This window comes from Myxococcus sp. CA039A, from assembly GCF_013336645.1.
Classification (GTDB): domain Bacteria; phylum Myxococcota; class Myxococcia; order Myxococcales; family Myxococcaceae; genus Myxococcus; species Myxococcus llanfairpwllgwyngyllgogerychwyrndrobwllllantysiliogogogochensis.
This window is the reverse complement of record NZ_JABUMQ010000013.1, coordinates 20,737-40,242: the sequence shown is the minus strand read 5'-3', so window position 1 is coordinate 40,242 and position 19,506 is coordinate 20,737. Positions and strand designations below refer to the sequence as shown.

Here is a 19,506-nt window from a genome sequence, read left to right as displayed (position 1 = left end):
CGTCGTGCCCGCCGCTTCAGCTCAGCTTCTGTGCAATCAACCGCTCGACTTCGTCGTCGGACAGCTCCGTGACCTGCGACAGGCGCGCGGAGAGGTCATCGATTTGCGCGGGCGCCACCTGCGCTCGCGGCTCTTGCGCCCCCGCCACGGTGGGCAGGGGGATTTCCACCGCGGTGACACTGCTGGCCAGACGCTTCGCCAGCGCCATGACGGTGGGGTGGTCGAACGCGAGGCTCGCGGGCAGCTCCTTCTCCAGCCCCCGCTGGAGCACCGCGCGCAGCTCCACGGACATCTGGGACGTCATGCCCATCTGGAAGAAGCCCCGGTCCGTGGGGGGAAGCTCGGTGGGCGCGAACCCGAGGATGCGCCCGACCTCTCCCTGGATGCGGAGCACCAGCGTGTCGAAGCGGCGGTCGGGCGGAAGCGACTGGAGCTCCGCGAGCAACCGCGCCCGCGAAGACGCCTCACCCACCGACGCGGACGCGGACTCGCCCATGTGTCGCAGGAAGGGCCGGCGGCGCCGGGCCTCCCAGATGGGCTTGAGCACGCTCCAGTTCACCGACGCGACCGTCTTGTGGCTCGCGCCCGAGCCCAGCACCTGGCCCATCGCATCGAGCGCACGCTCCGAAGCCATGGGATTGAGGCCGAAGCGCGCGAAGCCGCGCACGCTGTCGGCGCGCTCGCCGCCAATCTCGTCCCACGTCCCCCAGTGCAGGGTGGTCGCGGGCAGTCCCGAGGCCCGCCGGTGGTGCGCCAGCGCCTCCAGGAACTGGTTGCCCGCCGCGTAGTGCGCCAGGCCGGAGGCGCCCCACAAGGTCGACGTCGACGAGAACATCACGAAGAAGTCGAGCGCCAACCCGCGAGTCAGCTCATGCAGCACCCAGGTGCCGAGCACCTTCGGCCGCAGCATCGCCGTCATCGCCGTGAGGTCCAGGTCCTCCAGCCGTCGCTCCGTCAGGAGCGCCGCGGCGTGAATCACCCCGCGTAGCGGAGGAAGCGTCTCGGCCGTCTCGCGCAGGAGCGTCGCCATCCGCTCGCGGTCCGCCACGTCGGCGGCCAGCGCGGTGACAGTCGCGCCGAGTGCCCGGAGCGAATCGAGTGCCTCACGGCGCCGCTCCGACGCCGCGTCGCCGGAGCCCGACAGGCCCCCACGGCCCAGCAGCACGAGGTGCCGCGCGCCCCGCTCCACCAACCACCGCGCCACCTTCAGGCCCAGTCCTCCGAGCCCACCCGTGACGAGGTAGGTCGCGTCCTGGCGCAGCCTCAGCGGCTCCGTGGGTGCCGTCACCCGGCCACGAGTGAGACGGGCCACCAGCGAACGCCCCTCGCGGAGCGCGAGCTGGTCCTCGCCATCCACGCCGAACGCGGAGACCTCGCGAAGCACCGCCAGCACCTCCTCGGGATGACGCTCCGGAGACAGGTCGATGAGGCCTCCCCACACGCCGGGCTGCTCCAGGGACACGCTGCGACCCATGCCCCACAGCGGCGCCTGGGCCAGCGACACCCGCTCGTCGCCCACGCCGGTGACCTGTGCGCCCCGGGTGACCATCCAGAGCCGCGCGCGGCCAGGTGCGCCCATGAGTGCCTTCACCAGGTGCAGCGCGGCCACGCAGGACTCCGGCGTCCCCGTCTGCTCGTCGAGCACCGCGTCGAGGCCCCACAGGAAGAGTGCACGGCCCTCGTGTCCCGAGGGCAGCGCGGGCAACTCGCGCAGCAGACGCTCCATGTCCTCCGGCCGCTTCGGGTCCACCACGAAGCGCCGTGCATCCAGCCGCTGGAATCCGCCTCCCGAGGTCACGGTGACAGGCGAAGCACCCTGGCGGCGCAGCGCCTCCACGAGCCCGGCGCCCCAGCCCCCACCATCGACGAACACCAGCCAGTCCGCGGGCACAGGCGGGGCCACGCACACCGGCCTGGGCTCCCACGTCACGTCATGGAACCAGTCCTGGGTGCGAACCTCGCCCAGCACTTCCAACAGCCGCTCCGTCGCCACGCGCCGCAGCCGCACCCCGCGCGCCACGGCCACCTGGCGACCGGCTGCATCCAGCAACGTCAGCGTCCCCACGCGCTCCTCGGAGCGGACCGTGGGCGCGATGGACACATGGGCCCACTGCACGTCCGCGCGGCCCGGAAGGCACTCGAACGACTCGAGGCTCAGGGGCATGAACAGCGCGGCCTTCTCGGGCTCCGCCGCGAGGGCGAGCGCCAGGGTCTGGAGCCCCGCGTCCAGCAGCGCCGGGTGGAGCTGGTAGCGCGCGGACTCCTGCATCCGCTCCGGTCCCATCACCACGCGCCCGAGCGCCTCACCGGGCCGCCTCCAGGCTTCGCTCAGCGTCCGCAGCGGCGCGTCGTACTGGACATCGCTGCGCTCCAGCTCCTCGTAGATGGCCGCGCCCTGGACGTGCTGTGCGCAGCGTGAGCGCACCGCCTCGATGACGTCCGGCACTCCCGTGAGCACCCCCAGCGGCCGGACCTGACCCCGGCAGTGCCGCACCCACTCCGTCTCGGACGCGGCTCCGTCCACCGCCCGGCTGTGGAGATGGAACATGTGCCGCCCCTCCGAAGCCGAGGAGAGGTGGACCTGCACGATGCGCCGTGAAGACTCCGTCAGCACCAGCGCGCGCTCGAACTCCACGTCGGAGAGTTCCCGGGCGCCTGAGCCCAGCGACTCGGACGCGGCGCTCAGCGCGAGTTCAACCAGGGCCGAGGCAGGGACCACTGCGACGCCGCCCAGCCGGTGCGCGCCCAGCCACGGCAGGGAGGTGCTGCCCAGCTCCAGCTCGAAGACCTGGCCGTCGACCCCATGCGCGACACGGACCGGTCGGCCCTTCAGGGACGTCACCTGCTCGGTGGTGGAGACGACGGGCGTCGCCACCGCGTCGAGCCAGTACCGCTTGTGCCGCCAGGGATACGTGGGCAGCGGGACGACCTGTCCGCCCTCCGGGAACAGCCGCGTCCACGCCACGGGGCAGCTCGCGCGGTACAGCGCGCCCACGGACTCCAGCATCACCGTGCGTTCGGACTCCTCGCGGCGAAGGGAAGGAGCCGTCACCCCTTCGCGTCCCGCGTGCTGCATGCACCGCTCGACGGCGGGCAGCAGAATCGGATGCGGGCTCATCTCCATGAACACGGTGTGCCCGCTCTCGACCAGGCCGAGCACGGCTGAGGAGAAGAGCACCGGCTCACGCAGGTTGCGCACCCAGTACGCCGCATCGAAGCCCGAGCCATCACAGCCGGCGGCCGTCACCGTCGAGACGATGGGCACGGAGGCGGAGCGCGGCCGGACCGAGGAGAGAACGGAGAGCAGCTCTTCTCGCAGGCAGTCGACCTGCGGGCTGTGAGAGGCCACGTCGACCTTCACCCAGCGGCAGAACACGTTGCGGGCTTCGAGCGACCCACGAAGCTCCTCGAGCGTCACCGCATCGCCGGACAGCACCGTGGACGTCGGGCTGTTGCTCACCGCGATGGCCACACGCTGCTCATGCCCCACCAGGACCTTGCGCGCGTCCGCCAGGGACAGCTCCGTCGCCAGCATCGCGCCCTGGCCACTGATGCGCTTGAGCAGCCTGCTCCTGAGGCAGATGATGGCCGCCGCATCCTCCAGGGTGAGCGCGCCCGCCACATGCGCCGCGGCCACCTCGCCCATGCTGTGCCCCACCACCGCGTCCGGCTCGATTCCCCAGGAGCGCCAGAGGGCCGACAGCGCCACGGCCATGGCGAACAGCACCGGCTGCACGACGTCGATTTCCCCCAGGCGCGACGACTCGGAGGGCGCCCGGAGCACGTCGAGCAACCCCCAGGACACATGGGGGCGCATGGCCGCGTCGATGCGCTCGAGCGCCTCGCGGAAGACAGGCTCCTGGTCGAGGAGCTGACGACCCATGCCGTGCCACTGCGAGCCCTGGCCCGGGAACACGAAGGCCACCTTGGGCCGCTCGTCCGTGCCCTTCATGGCGGCGGTGACGCCCGACGAGGCGAGGTCCTGGAGCTTCTCGGCGATGGCGGCCGGGGACTCGCCCGCGACGGACAGGCGGTACTCCTGGTGGGTGCGCCGCAGCGAGGCCGTGTAGCAGACGTCCCGGAGCGACACGTCCGGCGACGCCACGAGGAGGCTTGCATAACCACGCGCCAGGGCCTGGAGCGCGGCGGGCGAGCGCGCCGACAGGGGCAGCAGGTGGGCACCCGCCGCGCGCTGGGACGGCGCGGCCACGGGCGCGGGCGGCTCCTCGAGAATCACGTGCGCGTTCGTCCCGCTGATGCCGAACGAGCTGACCGCGCCCCGGCGCTTGCGCTCGGCCTGGACGGGCCACGGGTGGAGTGACGTCGGGAGGGTGATGGACTCGCCGGTGAAGTCGATTCGCGGGTTGAGCCGCTGGAAGTGCGTGAGCGGCGGAACGGCCTCGTGCCGCAGCGAGAGGACCATCTTGATGATGCCGGCGATTCCCGCGGCCGACTCCAGGTGGCCAATGCTCGTCTTCGCCGCGCCCACGACGAGCGCCTGCCGCGCGGACCTGCCGCTGGCGTAGACCTCGTGGAGCGCCTCCATCTCGATGGGGTCACCCAGCGACGTCCCCGTCCCGTGCGCCTCGACGCAGTCGATGTCGGCGGGCTCCAGGTTCGCGCTCTGGAGCGCCTGACGGATGAGCGCCTTCTGGGCGAGCACGTTGGGCGCCGTCAGCCCCGCGGATTTGCCGTCCTGGTTGACGGCCGAGCCGCGCACGAGCGCCAGGATGGGGTCTTTGGCGGCGATGGCATCCGACAGCCGCTTGAGGACGACCACGCCACAGCCCTCGCCGCGCACGAAGCCGTTGGCGCGCGCGTCGAAGGTCTTGCAGCGCCCATCCGGCGACAGCGCCTGGGCCCTGGAGACGCTGCTCGAGGAGAGCGGCGAGAGGATGAGGTTGACGCCGCCCGCCAGCGCCATCGAGCACTCCTGGTTCCGCAGGCTCTGCGCGGCCAGATGCAGCGCCACCAGGGACGAGGAGCACGCGGTGTCCACGGTCAGGCAGGGGCCCTGGAAGTCGAGCAGGTAGGACAGGCGCCCCGGCACCACGCAGTTGATGGCGCCCGTCACGCTGCTGGAGTCACGCGCGGACGGGTTGCCCACCTGGAGCAACGCGTAGTCGTCGCTGTACACCCCGATGAACACGCCCGTGCGGCTGCCCGCGAGCCGCGACATGTCCTGCCCGGCGTCCTCCAGCGCCTCCCAGGCCACCTCCAGGAGGATGCGCTGCTGCGGGTCCATCCGGTGCGCCTCGTGCGGCGAGATGCCGAAGAAGTCCGCATCGAACTGGTCCACGTCCTGGATGAAGGCCCCCCACCGCGCCCCCAGCTTCTCCAGTGCCTCGGGGTCCATCCGCGCCATCTCCTCGCGCGTCCATCGCGAGGAAGGCACCTCGGTGACGGCGTCCCCGCCATCGCGCAGGAGGTTCCAGTACGACTCCGGGTCCTTGCCTCCACCCGGGAAACGGCACCCCATGCCGATGATGGCCACCGGCTCCGAGCGGGTGCCCTCCACCGCGTCCAGGCGGGACTTGAGGTCCATCGCGAGCAGCGCGAGCCGCTTGGGGGAGTACTGCGCGATTTTCTCCGCGAAGCTCGTCATGTGCCCTGCCCCATGCGCTGAGCGAACAGCCGCTCGACTTCCTCTTCGGACATCTCGTCAATCGCGCTCGCCTCGGCGATGGCCGGCGGCGCCGCTTCGTCCAGTGGCTCCGGAGCCCGGTCCTCGAGCGGAAGCCCCAGCTTCTCCGCCAGGAAGGGCGTGAGCGTGGCCACCGTCGGATAGGTCCACACCACCGTCGCGCTGAGCTTCAGCCCGAGCGCCGCCTCCAGGCGGTTGCGAATCTCCATGCTCATCAGCGAGTCGAGCCCCAGGTTCATCAAGGGCGTCCTCGGGTCGATGCGCGCGGGCGCCATGCGCAGCACGCCGCCCACCAGCTCGCGCAGGTGGCCATCCAGCAGGGCCCGGCGCTCGGAGGCACGAGCGGCGAAGAGCTGCTCGCGAATCCGGCTCCGTCCGGCGCTCACGGAGGGCCGGGCAGAAGGCTCCTGGGCCAGCCGGGTGAAGTAGGGCGACTGCGCCGCGGACAGGTAGAAGCCCAGCCACTGCCTCGCGTCGAACGACATCACGCTGAGCTGTGGCCGCGTCTGTCCCATCAACATGCCGAGCACGCTGAGCGCCTTGTCCGGAGACATGCCCCGCAGGCCCCGGGCCTCGAGCCGCTCACCCCGGTTGGACTGCGCCGCCGCGAGCCCGACGCTCGTCCAGGTTCCCCAGTTGATGCTCAGCGCGGCCAGTCCCCGCGCGCGGCGGTCATGGGCCAGCGCGTCCATGAACGCGTTGGCGGAGGCGTAGTTCGCCTGCCCCGGCGTGCCCAGCGAGGCGGCCACGCTGGAGAAGAGCACGAAGTGCTCCAGCGGCAGGTGGTGCGTCTGGGCGTGCAGGTTCCAGGTCCCCAGGACCTTGGGGGCCATCACCGCGGCGAAGCGCTCCTCGGTGAGGTTGAGCAGCAGGCCATCCTCGAGGAGCCCCGCCGCGTGGAACACGCCGCGCAGCGGTGGCATCGCCTCGTCCACCCGGGCCAGCGCTCGCGCCACGTCATCCGCGACGGCGACATCCGCCTGGAAGGACTCCACGCGCGCGCCCGTCTGGCGCAGCTCCGTGAGCACGTGCTCGGTGGCCTCGGTGGGAGCACGGCGCCCCAGCAGGAGCAGGTGACGCGCCCCATGGGAGACGAGCCAGCGGGCGACCTCGAGCCCCAGTCCGCCGAGTCCCCCCGTGATGAGATAGGTGCCGTCGTCGCGAAGCAGCGTCGAGGGCTCCCGAGCGACCAGCGCGTCCGGGGCCCTGGACAGCCGCGCCACGAAGCGCGTGCCACCGCGCCAGGCGGACTGGTCCTCGAACGTCGTGGACGACAGCTCGCGGAGGAGCGCGTCGGCGCAGGCGTCCACACCGCCCTCGACATCCACGCGCGTGCAGCGCAGGTCCGGCTGCTCCACGGCCAGCACCTGCCCCAAGCCCCAGAGCGGCGCCTGCGCCACCGCGACGCGCTCCGGCGACCCGCCGACGGACCGCGCGCCCCGCGTGGTCAGCCAGAGTCGGGGAGCATCCCTCCAGCCCACCTGGGAGAGCGCCTGCGTCAGGTGCAGCACGCTGGTGGTGGTGGACCGGCGCGAGTCCTCCAGCGCCCGCGGCGTGAGCGCGTCATTCGCGGCGACATCGAGGCTCCACAGGTGCACCACCCCGCGGCAAGGAGGCGTCCCGGCCCCCAGCGCTTCCCCGAGCAGCCGGCGCAGGTGCTCCGCGTTCCGGGGGTCCACTTCGGCGCGCCCCGGCCCCGTGAGCCGATACGTCTCTCCAGGGACGACGAGCACGCACGTCTCCCCGCGGGCTCGCAGCAGGGTGGACAGCGCCTGCCCCACGCCCCCCTGGTCACCGAGAATCAGCCAGCTTCCCGGTGTGCGCTCCGGCCACGTCGGCTCCACCGGCAGGGGCTGCTTCTCCCAGTCCACCTGGTAGAGCCACTCACCGAGCGCCTTGCGGGCCGCGACGCCCGCGTCGAGCCGGTACAGGCGCAGCTCGTCGAGCTCCAGCAGCACCTGTCCCTGGTCATCCAGGAGCCGCAGGTCGAAGGAGCGCTCCCGCTCGTTCGCCGCCCCGTCGCCCACGGAAGTCACGTGGACCCACACCGCGCGCCCAGGCCGCTGGAAGAGCCGCACCCGACCCAGTCCCACCGGCACATAGGTGGGCGCCACGGCCGACGCCTCCGCCACGGATGCAATCAGCTCCACCGCGACCTGGAGGCTCGCGTCCAGGAGCGCGGGATGAAGCCGGTACACTCCGCTCTCGGCGGCCACCTGCTCGGGAAGCTCCACGCGGCCCAACCCCTGCCGCTCGCTTCGCCACAGCCGCCGCAGGCCCTGGAACGTGGGGCCGTACATCAGCCCCTGCTCCTGCCTGCGCTGGTAGTGGGCCTCGGAGGAGAGCTCCACGGGGAGCCGCTGCCGCAGTGACTCGGGCGACTCGGAGACGGGCCTCGTGGCCGCGTGCTCCTCACGCCGCAGGCGCCCCGCCGCATGCTTGCGCCAGCCCGCGTCGCCCTCGGCGCGGCTGGAAATCTGGAAGGAGGCATGCCCCGCCTCCTCCTCGTTCAGCACCACCTGCACGCGCCGCGACTCCGCCGGCTTGAGCGCGAGCATCTCGCTGAGGGAGACGTTCTCGAGCACGAGCCCCGCCTCACCCAGCACCTCCGCTCCGGCGGAGAGCGCCAGCTCCAGATAGGCCGCGCCCGGGAAGACGACGTCCCCCCAGACGCAGTGGTCGGAGAGATACGGGAACGCCGCCGTGCTCACGCTCCGCTCCCAGAAGTGGGTGCCGGGCTGCACGGAGGAGGACAGCGAAGCGCCGAGCAGGGGATGTCCCGCGCGGCCCTCATCCCCGGAGCCCCTGAGCTCCGGGTCCGTCTCCGCCTCGTCCATCAGCCAGTAGCGCTCCCGCTGCCACGGGTAGCCAGGCAGCGCGACGACCCGCCCACCCGAGGGGTGCAGCGACGACCAGTCGACGGAGCACCCCCAGGCGTACAGCGCCGCGAGCGACTCCAGGAGGCTGCGCCGCTCAGGCATCTGTCGCCGCAGCGACGCGAGCGCGAGGGCCTCCCGCTTCGACTCGCGCAGCGTCTCCTCGATGGGCGCGAGCAGCACCGGATGCGGGCTCACCTCCAGGAACACGCTGTAGCCGTCCTCCAAGAGCTGCTCGACGGCGCCGTGGAACAGCACCGGCTCGCGCAGGTTCCGGACCCAGTAGGCCGGATGGAAGTCGCCCCCGTCGCTCGTCTGCCCCGTGACAGTGGAGTAGATGGGCACCAGCGCGGGCTGGGGCGCGAGGCCCTCCAGCACACGCAGGAGGTCGTCCTTCAGCGAGTCCATCTGAGGGCTGTGCGAGGCGACATTCACCTTCACCCGGCGGCAGAAGATGCCCCGCCCTTCCAGCGTGGGCAGCAGCGCCTCCAGGGCCTCGGTGTCACCGGAGAGCACCGTGGAGCGAGCGCTGTTGCTCACCCCCACGGAGAGCCGCGCCTCGTAGCCCGTCAGGGCCGCGCGGGCCTCTTCCAGGCCGAGCTCCACCACGGCCATGGCCCCCTGCCCGCTCTTGCCGCGAAGCAGCTGGCTGCGCAGGCAGATGATGCGGGCCGCGTCCTCCAGGCTCAGCGTGCCGGCCACGTGCGCCGCGGCCACCTCGCCCATGCTGTGGCCCACCACCGCATCCGGCGTGATTCCCCGCGAGCGCCACAGCGCGGCCAGCGCCACCTGCATCGAGAACAGCACCGGCTGCACGACGTCGATGTCCTGGAGGCGCGAGCGCGGCTCCTCGGCGAGGAGCTCCTCGGTGAGCGACCAGTCCACATGGGGCCGCATCGCGCGCTCGCAGGCCTCGATGGCCTCGCGGAACACGGGCTCCTCGCCGAGGAGCTGGCGGCCCATGCCCAGCCACTGCGAGCCCTGACCGGGGAAGACGAACGCCACCTTGGCCTTCCCCTCCGGACTCACCTTCCCGTGGCTCACGCCCGGATGGGCTTCGCCTCGCGCGAAGGCCTCCAGCGCCTCCGCCATCTCCCGCCGCGAGCCACCCACCACCGCCAGGCGGTGCGAAAGCTGACCGCGGCGTACGCCCGCCGTGTAGGTGAGGTCCTCGAGCGACGCACCCGAGTCCTCGGCCAGCACGTCACGGAAGGCGGAGGCCAGGGACGTCAGGGCATCGGGGCTTCGGGCCGACAGGGGCAGCACCCGCGCCGACGCCTCGCCCTCCTCCACGCTCCCCCTGGAAACCGACTCCCAGCGGACCGGCTGGCCGTGGACATACAGGACGCCCAGGGTGTCGAGCATCGTGCCCCGCGCGTCCTCCTGTCGACGCAGGGTGGGGACGAACAGCCCCGGCTGGCCGGCGTGGCGCAGGGTCGACTCGATGGGGTGCTTGAGAATCGCGTGGGGGCCCACCTCCAGGAAGACGCGGTGCCCCTCGCCAAGCGCGTGGGTGAGCACGCCCGTGAAGAGCGTGGGCATCGCGATGTTCTTCTGCCAGTGGGGGGCATCGGCCTGCGCACCCTCCAGCACCGCGGCGGTGACACCGGACACCATGGGGAGGCGCGCGGGCTCGGGACGAATTCCCCGCAGCTCCTCGGTGAGCACCTCACCCAGCACGTCCATCTGGTGGCTGTGCGCCGCCACGTCGATGTCTCCCTGGCGGCAGAACACGCCACGCGCCTGCAGGGCGGCGAGCACCTCGGCGAGCGCCGCGGGCTCCCCCGACAGCACCGTCGAGTCCGGGCCGGAGTCGATGGCGCGGTCCAGCCGCCCCTCGTAGCCCACCAGCAGCCCGGCGGCCTCGGTCCAGGGCACGGCCACGAGCGCCATCGCGCCCTCGCCGCTGCGCCGGTGCATCTGCCGGCTCTGGAAGCAGACGACGCGAACGGCGTCCTCCAGGCCCAGGATGCCCGCGGCATGGGCCGCCGCCACCTCGCCGATGCTGTGCCCCATCACCATCGCGGGCTCGACGCCCCAGGAGCGCCAGAGCGCCGTCAAGGCCATCTCCAGGACGACGATGGCAGGCAGCGCGAGGTCGATTCGCTTCAGCCGCGCCGCCGAGTCCTCCGCGCCCAGCACCTCCAGCAGCGACCAGCCCACGTTCTGCTGGATGAGCCGCTCACACCGCATCAGCACGGCCCGGAACACCGGCTCGGTGCGCATGAGGGACAACCCCATGCCGGGCCAATGCGCGCCATGGCCGGAGAAGACGAAGACCGGCTTCCAGCCGTGCTCGGGCCCCACGCTGCCCACGCACACGCCCGCCCGGGCCTCTCCGGACAGGAAGGCCTGGAGGCTCGCGCGCAGGTCCTTGCGCGACCGGACCGTCATCGCCAGGCGATGCGCGTGCGCCCCGTCTTCGTCCGCCGCCGAGCGCAGCAGCTCGGACCAGGGCTGGTGGATGGCGCCGTCCAGACGCTCGAACAGCCGCTGCGCCGCGGCCCGGAGCGCCTCCGGACTCTCCGCCGACACGCGCACGAGTTCGGCTCGGGGCGCGTCCGGCTCCTCGAGCAGGACGTGGCAGTTGGTGCCGCCGAAGCCGAAGGAGCTGACCCCCGCGAGGAGCTTCCGGTCCGGCTCCGGCCAATCCGTCAGGGTGTGTTGGACCTCCAGCCGCAGCGCCTCGAAAGGGATGAGCGGATTGGGCGTCTCGAAGTGGAGGCTCGGAGGGAGCGCCCGGTGCCGGATGGACAGGGCGACCTTGATGAGCCCGGTGATGCCCGCGGCGGCCTCCAGGTGGCCGACGTTCGTCTTGGCCGAACCGATGTGAAGGGGCTTGTCGACGGGCCGCCCCTCACCGAGCACTTCGCCCAGCGCGAGGGCCTCCATCGGGTCACCGAGCTGCGTGCCGGTGCCATGGGCCTCGACGTACTGCACGTCGGTCGTCGCGACGCCCGCGCGGGCGCAGGCCTGGCGAATCACCTCCGCCTGGGCGCTGGTGTTGGGCGCGGTGAGGCCGTTGCTTCCACCGTTGTTGTTGAGGGCACTGCCTCGGATGACACAGCAGATGGAGTCGCCATCCCCGAGGGCCTGGGAGAGGGGCTTGAGCACGACCACACCGCCCCCCTCGCCCCGTACGAACCCGTTGGCGCGGGCATCGAAGGTGTAGCAGCGACCGTCCGGAGAGAGGGCGCCGAGCTTGGAAAGGGCAACAGTGCTGTCGGGCGCGAGCGTCAGGTTCACGCCGCCCACCAGGGCCAGGGTCGACTCGCCCCTGCGAAGACTCTCACAGGCCAGATGCACCGCCGTCAGTGAAGACGAGCACGCCGAGTCCATGGACAGACTCGGCCCCCGCAAACCCAGGACGTAGGAAATGCGGTTGGCGACGATGCTGTGGTGGTAACCCGTGGCGGTGTACGAAGAGATGCGCCGCAAGCCGAGCCGTTGCAGCTGCGCCTCGTAATCCATCCAGACGGCCCCGAACATGACAGCCGTGGGCGAGCCCCGCAGCCGATCCGCTGGGATGCCCGCATCCTCCAATGCCTCCCAGGTCAGCTCCAGCATGAGCCGCTGCTGCGGGTCCATGTGAAGCGCTTCCTTGGGTGAGATGCCAAAGAAGAGCGGGTCAAACCCATCCACCCGGTCCAGGTACCCGCCCCAGCGGGAGGTCACCTTGCCGGGAGCCGCGGGGTCGCGATCATAAAGACGGTTGACGTCCCAGCGCTCGGCGGGGACCTCGGAGATGGCATTCGTCCCTCCCGCCAGCAGACGCCAGAACGCCTCCGGATTGGGGGCCTGGGGAAGACGACACGCCATGCCAATCACCGCGATGGGCTCATCCTCCATCGAGTGTCTGGGAAGGACCTGCGAGGTCGGACGAGCCCGCGCTCCAGAGAGGTGCGCGGCCAGGGACTCCAGGGTAGGGAATTCCCAGGCGAGCGTGGGTGACAACGGCCGCCCGAGCATCGCTCCCAGCTCCGCGATGAAACCCGTGGCCATCACGGAGTCCAGCCCATACCTGCTGAAGCTCTCGCGCACGTCCAACTGGCGCGCATCGACTCCCAACCGTTGTGCAAGCACACGGGCCAGACGCGCCTGGATCCCAGCCAGGCCGTCCTTCACCACACTATCGTTCGCTGACACTGGAACCTCTAACTCGCGCGCCCGCAAGCCAATGACGTTTTCCTGGAAAGCGAGACGTAAACGGGCATAACCCGTTTCCCCTCTATTTGACGCGATGCGGGAAAAATAGATGCCAAAGATTGTCGTGCGTTGCAAGTCATAAAGCGGCACCGCCTGTTTTGCTGGAAAACAAAACAGGGTTGCGAAAACCGTGGCCCCCCAACAAATGGGGCCACGTCTGTATGAATTTGCCTGATGACCCCAGTCAGACAACCACGAGGCGAGTCTGGCGTCTCTCGTCGGGCAAAAACATTGCACAACTGCCATCCATGACTTGCGCCCTCGGAGATACCCGCACAGGACAGGCAGACGGTGGACACCGCCGCGTCCAGGAAATTCGACCTGCCTTCTCGAGAGCGCCACGAACGAAGGCCGTCACGCGGTCCTCGGGCCGGGCAACACACTCATAGAAATTTCATCGTGTCGGCAGAGCGACGCCCTCTCGCGATTGCCTTTACCTGGCATTCGTCAGACAGCCATCGCAAAGACTCGAAGCTGATGCACGGACGCCACAAATTCATGCGGGCTGGAAGCGGGGAGTCCCGTCACCCCGCCGCGACACGTGACACGGCCCGGGCCATCCACCTCGTTCCCAGGTCGTGCGAGGCACGAGCCCGCATCAGGTCATGCGCCGTGAGGGCACCGGTCCTCGGCGCCACCGCACGGCAGGGTGCTGCCCTGGCGCGGCGAACCTCCACGGGAGGCATCCCGCCCAGAAGCGGCAAGCCACTCAGCACTGGAGGATTCCCGCATGACGGAGTCACCCGTCGCGGGTGGGAGGGCCAGAAGGTGCGGGCCTGGCCCGTTCCGCGTGCGGGTTCGTTCTCCGCGGGCGGCTACTTCACGCGCTCAATCTTGTGCTTGCGGCCCTTGATCTTGCCCTCGCTCAAGCGCTGGAAGGCCACCTTGATCACGCGGCGCGCGACGGCGACGTAGGAGATGTGGTCCTGGATTTCAATCTTGCCGACGTCCGTGGCGGCGAAGCCACCCGCCTCACCCGTCAGCGCGCCGAGGATGTCTCCCGGCCTCATCTTGTCCTTGCGCCCGGCGGAGATGTAGAGCGTCTCCCAATCCGAGCCGAGCGAACCCGGCTTCGACGCCGCGGCCTCCAGCTCCGCCGCGTCGCCCGGCTCCAGCTTCAGGCCCAGCGACTGCTCAATCTCTTCCACCTTGCGCTTGTCGTTCGGCGCCACCAGCGCGATGGCGAGCCCCGTGCGCCCCGCGCGCCCCGTGCGTCCGATGCGATGCACGTACGGCTCCGGCTGGAAGGGCATGTCGAAGTTGACGACGGCGTCGAGCGCCTCCACGTCGATGCCTCGCCCCGCCACGTCCGTGGCGACGAGCACCCGCGTGGTGAGGTTGCGGAACTTCGCCATGACCCGGTCCCGCTCGAACTGCTCCAGGTCCCCCTGGAGCCCGTCCACGCTGACGCCCGCGTCGGAGAGTGCCTTCGTCAGCTCCACCACCGTCGCCTTGTGGTTGCAGAAGACGATGGCGGAGGACGGCTGGTAGAGCCGGAGCACGCGCAGCAACTGCTGGGTCTTGTCCTCGGGCTTCGTGTCGTAGCGGACCTGACGAATCGCGGGCGTGGCCTCGGTGTCCTCCACCGTCACGCGCACGGGGTCCTTCTGGAACGCGCGGCTCAGGGCCGCGATGTCTGGAGGGAACGTCGCGGAGAAGAGCACCGTCTGACGCCGTGACGGCATCGCGCCGATGATGCGCTCCATGTCCTCGCGGAAGCCCATGTCGAGCATCCGGTCCGCCTCGTCCAGCACCACCGTGCCCAGGCGCTTCGTCTCCAGCGCCTCGCGCTCCAGCACATCAATCACCCGGCCGGGCGTCCCCACCGCGATGTGCACGCCCTTCTCCAGCGCCTCCAACTGCGGCCGGATGGGCTGCCCGCCCGCCAGCACCAATATCTGAAGGCCCGGCAGCCGACGCCCCAGCTTGCGAATCTCTCCCGCCACCTGGGCGCACAGCTCTCGCGTGGGGCAGAGCACCAGCCCCTGCAGGCGTCGGTCCTGGAGCTGGACGTGCTGGAGCATGGGCAGCGCGAAGGCCGCCGTCTTGCCGCTGCCGGTGCGCGCCTGGCCGACCAGGTCCTTGCCCTTGAGCAACACGGGGATGCTCTGCGCCTGGATGGGCGTGGCGGCCTGGAAACCCAGCTCGGCGATGACCTGGAGCAAGGGTGGAGACAGCTCGAGCGTGGCGAAATCCATCAGGGCCTCGATTGAACGGAGGCGCGGAAGGTGCCTCGGAATCCCGGGGCCCTTGTAGCAGCCGTCCGTGGCGGAACAAGCCCCTGTGTCAATGCACCGTCGGGTGCTGGCGCGAGCGCCGCCTGGCTGGACGCAGCCCGCGCTCCAGATGCGCCTTCAGGACGACGGCGCTGTTGTGGTCCTCGTCCCGCGCGCTGAACAGCAGCGTCACGTCTCCCCGTCGGGCCGCCTCGACGAGCGGCTCCAGGGCCTCGCGATGCTCCCGCAGCTCCTGGGCGTACCTGCGCTGGAACTCCTCCCAGCGCGCGGGCTCATGGCCGTACCACTTGCGCAGCTCCGTGCTGGGCGCCACGTCCTTGAGCCAGCCATCCAGCTTCAGGTGGGTCTTCTTGATACCTCGCGGCCACAGTCGCTCGACGAGGAAGCGAGCCCCCTCCGAGTCGTGCGGCTCCAGGTGGTGATACACCCGCTCGATTTGAATCATCGTCCCGTGCTCCCCCGACAGGTGGACGGGCAGGCGCCCTGGCATCCCGCGCTGGCGCCTCGCCGCCGTGCCTCAACATGACGATGCGAGGAGCCCGCCGGAAGCCACGTGGAGGAGCCGGGCGACCCCTGCCCCGGGCGGACCGGGATGGCGGCCAGCGGACATGACCGCCCCGGGAGGTGACGGGCAGACGACGCCCGGTGCGGACCGCGAAGGAACGGTATCCAGCTGAGGCCCGGGTTCTGCGACACTGCGTCCCGTGACCGCCTCCGCCCTCTACCGCGACTGCGCCCGCCTGTTCATGGTGGGCTTTCCTGGGACTCGCATCGACGCCGACCTGGCGGCCCTGATGGATGACGGCGTCTATGGCGCCATCCTCTTCAAGCGCAACGTGGGTACGGCGCAGGAGACGGCGACGCTGTGCCGCGAGCTGAAGACGCGCGCGGGTCGGCCCTTCATCCTCTCGGTGGACCAGGAGGGAGGACGGGTGGCGCGGCTGCGCGGGGCGCCGTTCACCGCCCTGCCCCCGATGCGCGAGCTGGGACAGCGCGGGGACGCCCGGTTGGTGGAGCGCGTGGGGCGGCTGCTGGCGCACGAGCTGCGCGCGGTGGGCTTCGACTGGGACTTCGCGCCGGTGCTGGATGTGGACACCAACCCGGCCAATCCCGTCATTGGGGACCGGAGCTTCAGCCGGGACGCGGAGGAGGTGGCGCGGCTGGGTGTGGCGCTCGCGCGGGGCCTGGAGGCCGGCGGCATCGCCTCCTGCGGCAAGCACTTCCCCGGGCATGGTGACACGACCACGGACAGCCATCTGACGCTGCCCAGGCTGGCGCATGATTTGGAGCGGCTGCGGCGTGTGGAGCTGGTGCCCTTCCGGGCCTTCGCGCAGGCGCGGCTGGCCTCGCTGATGACGGCCCATGTCCTGTTCGACGCGCTGGACAAGGGCGTGCCCGCGACGATGAGCGAGCGCGTGCTCACGGGGGTGCTGCGCGAGGAGCTGGGCTTTGACGGCGTGCTCGTCAGCGACGACCTGGAGATGAAGGCCATCGCGGACCACTACACGGTGGAGGAGGCGGCGGTGCAGGGCACGCTCGCGGGCGTGGACCTGTTCCTCGTGTGCCACCACGCGGAGGTGCAGCGTCGCGCCGTCGAGGCCGTGGTGAAGGCGGTGGAGTCCGGCAGGATTCCGCGCGAGCGCATCACCGAGGCGCACCGCAGGCTCGACGTACTCGCCGCGCGCTTCGCGCACCCGGCGGAGGACCGGCTCGCCACCCTGGGAGGCGCCGAGCATCACGCGCTCGCCAAGGGGCTCGACAGCGCCTTCGCGGGCAAGGACCCCACCGAGGTCATGCTCGCGTCTCGCTGAGCGTGACGGCCACGGGGCACCACCCCGTGTAGCGAGCCCAGGCCCCACCAAGGTCATGCTCGCGTCTCGATGAGCGCCACGGGGCACCGGCCCCGTGCACCGAGCAACTAGTGCGGGACCTTGGAGTCCTCGCGTGGAGGAGCATCCCCTGGCTTCGGGGCCGACGTTCCATCCGGCGTGTTCTTCGCGGGCGGGGCCCCCTGGGGCGGTGCGTCCTGCTCCTGCTGCTCCTTCTGAATCGCTGTCGGTGAGCCCGCGGCGATGCCGGGCTCCACACGCGGAGGGACATTGCCCACCGCCGTGGGCGGCAGGTTCGTGCCCACGATGTCCTGCACGGGCGCGATGTCGGGCGTGCCCGAGCCACCCGTTCCCGGGCCGAAGCTGCTCAAGGGCTGCGAGTCATTGGCGACGCCCTGATAGGGGCCGCCCGTCCTGGGAATCTCCCGACGGACGCGCTCTTCCTCCCGGTGACACGCCGTGCCCACCAACGAAGCCACGGCCAGCGCGCCGGGTAGGAGCCAGCGGCGAATGTTTCCCTGGTTCATGTGTCCATCCCTCCGGCGAGCCATTCAGGCCCCAGAGGGATGGATACCCATCCTCGTACGCAGATGCCGGCGAAGAATCAGCCGTCCGCCCGAGTCGAACCTAGCGCCGCAGCCGAGCGTTGCGGTCCTGCCAGCCCAGCGGCCGGTAACCCCAACCGTGGTTGAAGTCTGTCGAGCCGCTCTGAAGCGCGCCATCCTCGCCGCCCAGCCCCTGTGCCGTCGGCGCGAAGGTGGCGCCACCCTCGCTGCCGTACCGGTCCTCCATCATCTTCCCCTTGTCGTCCCAGAGAGACTTGTTCTGCTGTCCCTCCAGCTTGGGCGTGCGCGGGTCGATGCTGGAGCCAATGTCCTTGATGGTGCCGTTGTGGCCCCGGTCCGCGACCATCAACCAGGGCGGGGACTTCTCGGGATGCACGTTGCCCTGCATGTCCAGGAGCGCATCCGGCTGGATGCCACGCTGAGCGAACGGCCCGCCGCGACTCTCGCCCGGCTGCTTGCCCCCTGTCTCGGGCAGGCCACCGCAGCCCACCGCGCCCATGACACCCACCGTCAACGCCGCCACCTGAGCCCACCGCCGGAAATTCCGCTCGCGCATGTCCCACTCCTCGGATGTCTGTCTTCAAGTCCCCCGCATCCCAGGAGAATGGGCACGTCTGGTGTCCAAACCACGAGGCGGGTACACGGCGGCCGCTTGGGCCGCTTGCTCAGTTACGCCCTCCTCTGCGCTCGCGCACCGTCTTCTTCATGGTCACGGTGGATTGAGACTTCTTCGGGACAGAAGCCCGCGTCTCGCCGCAAATTTTGCGCGGCGAGTCCCTGCTCCCTTGCCTGGTTCAAAGCACCGTGCGTCCGAGTATGACGGTCGTCGCCGCACAGGCAGTGCTCCGTGGCGCCTCATCCCCAGATACGGGGACGAGGCTTGAAGCGCCGCGTCCACGCATCTGGGAAGTGGCCTGCTTCACGGCAGCGCTCTGCTACTTCCGCTTCGCAGCGGACTTCTTCTTCGCGGGCGCGGACTTCTTCGCCGAGGCCCCCTTCTTCGCGGGCGACTTCTTCGCGGCTGCCTTTTTCACAGGCGCGGCCTTCTTCGCGGAGGTCTTCTTCGCGGGCCCGGCCTTCTTCGCGGCCTCCTTCTTCACGGACGCGGCCTTCTTCACGGAGGTCTTCTTCGCGGCCACCTTCTTCACCGGCGCTGCCTTCTTCGCGGAGGTCTTCTGCGCGGCCACCTTCTTCACCGGCGCTGCCTTCTTCGCGGAGGTCTTCTGCGCGGCCGCCTTCTTCACAGGCGCTGCCTTCTTCGCGGAGGTCTTCTGCGCGGGAGCGGCCTTCTTCTCGGGCGCGGCCTTCACAGGCTCGGTCTTCACAGGCGCGGCCTTCTTCTCGGAGGCCGACTTCTTCACAGGCTCGGCCTTCTTCTCGGAGGCCGGCTTCTTCGCGGGCGCGGCCTTCTTCTCGGGCGCGGTCGTCACCGCGACAGCCGCCCCGGCCGGCGTCTCATCCTGCGACGCGGCCTTGCTCGCGGGGGCCTTCGTCGCCGCGGACTTCCGCTTCGCGGGCTCGAACTTCGTCACCTGCGCCGGCGCCGTCAACGGAGTGCCCGAGAGCGGCGTGAGTTCATCTACCCACTCCGAGTCCTTCACGGACGCCGCGGGCAGTTCGGGCGCCGCCCCCTCCACCTCTAACGCGGACCCGCCCGACACCGGAGCACTCGGCTTCGCCCCCAGCGCGGCGAGGACCTCCACCACATGGCCGTTCACCTTCACCTTGGGCCACACCTGCTTCACCTTGCCGTCCGGTCCAATCAGGAACGTGGCGCGGTTGATGCCCAGGAACTTGCGTCCATACAGCGACTTCTCCCCCCAGACGCCATAGGCGTCCGACACCTGGTGCTCGGTGTCCGCCAGCAGCGGGAAGGGAAGGTTGAACTTGGTCGCGAACTTGCGATGGCTCGCGGTGCTGTCCGCGGACACGCCGAGCACCACCGCTCCAGCGGCCTCCAGCACCGAGTGCTCGTCGCGGAAGCTGCACGCCTCCACGGTGCATCCGGGAGTGTCATCCTTCGGATAGAAATAGAGGACGACGTTCTTCCCCGCGAGCTGCGAGAGCGTCACGGAGTTGCCGTCCTGGTCCTGAAGCACGAAGTCGGGAGCCGCGTCACCTGCTTGGGGCATGGGCATGCGCGCTCCA

8 protein-coding genes are annotated in these 19,506 nt (G+C 70.5%); 1 reads left to right on the top strand and 7 read right to left on the bottom strand.

Translation table 11 applies throughout. The features are described from left to right. Nucleotides 1-16 precede the first annotated feature (16 nt). The 4 genes from HR086_RS03575 to HR086_RS03560 all read right to left on the bottom strand — a co-directional run bounded on the left by HR086_RS03575 (nucleotide 17) and on the right by HR086_RS03560 (nucleotide 15,453). Nucleotides 17-5,605, bottom strand: coding sequence for a type I polyketide synthase (locus HR086_RS03575; protein WP_174464874.1), 5,589 nt, complete (start codon nucleotides 5,603-5,605; stop codon nucleotides 17-19). Continuing rightward, entirely contained in the window at nucleotides 5,602-12,666 is a 7,065-nt protein-coding gene (locus HR086_RS03570) for an SDR family NAD(P)-dependent oxidoreductase (protein ID WP_373564255.1), read from the bottom strand. Before HR086_RS03570 ends, HR086_RS03575 begins: the two co-directional genes overlap by 4 nt. Nucleotides 12,667-13,541: 875 nt before the next feature. Beyond that, on the bottom strand, nucleotides 13,542-14,924 hold the full coding sequence (gene dbpA / locus HR086_RS03565) for an ATP-dependent RNA helicase DbpA (RefSeq protein ID WP_141641662.1): 1,383 nt from the start codon (nucleotides 14,922-14,924) through the stop codon (nucleotides 13,542-13,544). An 88-nt stretch (nucleotides 14,925-15,012) separates the two neighbouring features. Further along, on the bottom strand, nucleotides 15,013-15,453 hold the full coding sequence (locus tag HR086_RS03560; RefSeq protein WP_254614143.1) for a DUF488 domain-containing protein: 441 nt from the start codon (nucleotides 15,451-15,453) through the stop codon (nucleotides 15,013-15,015). A gap of 256 nt (nucleotides 15,454-15,709) precedes the next feature. Between HR086_RS03560 and nagZ the strand changes: the two genes are divergently transcribed. Then, complete coding sequence (nagZ, locus tag HR086_RS03555; protein WP_174464878.1) at nucleotides 15,710-16,774, top strand: beta-N-acetylhexosaminidase; 1,065 nt, start codon at nucleotides 15,710-15,712, stop codon at nucleotides 16,772-16,774. A 107-nt stretch (nucleotides 16,775-16,881) separates the two neighbouring features. On the opposite strand, the gene HR086_RS03550 is transcribed toward nagZ, so the two are convergent. The 3 genes from HR086_RS03550 to bcp form a co-directional block, all read right to left on the bottom strand. After that, a complete protein-coding gene (locus tag HR086_RS03550) occupies nucleotides 16,882-17,319 on the bottom strand; it encodes a hypothetical protein (protein ID WP_174454202.1) in 438 nt (145 codons plus the stop codon). A 100-nt stretch (nucleotides 17,320-17,419) separates the two neighbouring features. Further along, nucleotides 17,420-17,914: a hypothetical protein gene (locus tag HR086_RS03545; RefSeq protein ID WP_141641660.1), complete on the bottom strand. Its 495-nt coding sequence runs from the start codon at nucleotides 17,912-17,914 to the stop codon at nucleotides 17,420-17,422. 379 nt (nucleotides 17,915-18,293) lie between these two features. Further along, nucleotides 18,294-19,490, bottom strand: coding sequence for a thioredoxin-dependent thiol peroxidase (gene bcp, locus HR086_RS49365; protein WP_305794046.1), 1,197 nt, complete (start codon nucleotides 19,488-19,490; stop codon nucleotides 18,294-18,296). Nucleotides 19,491-19,506 lie beyond the last annotated feature (16 nt).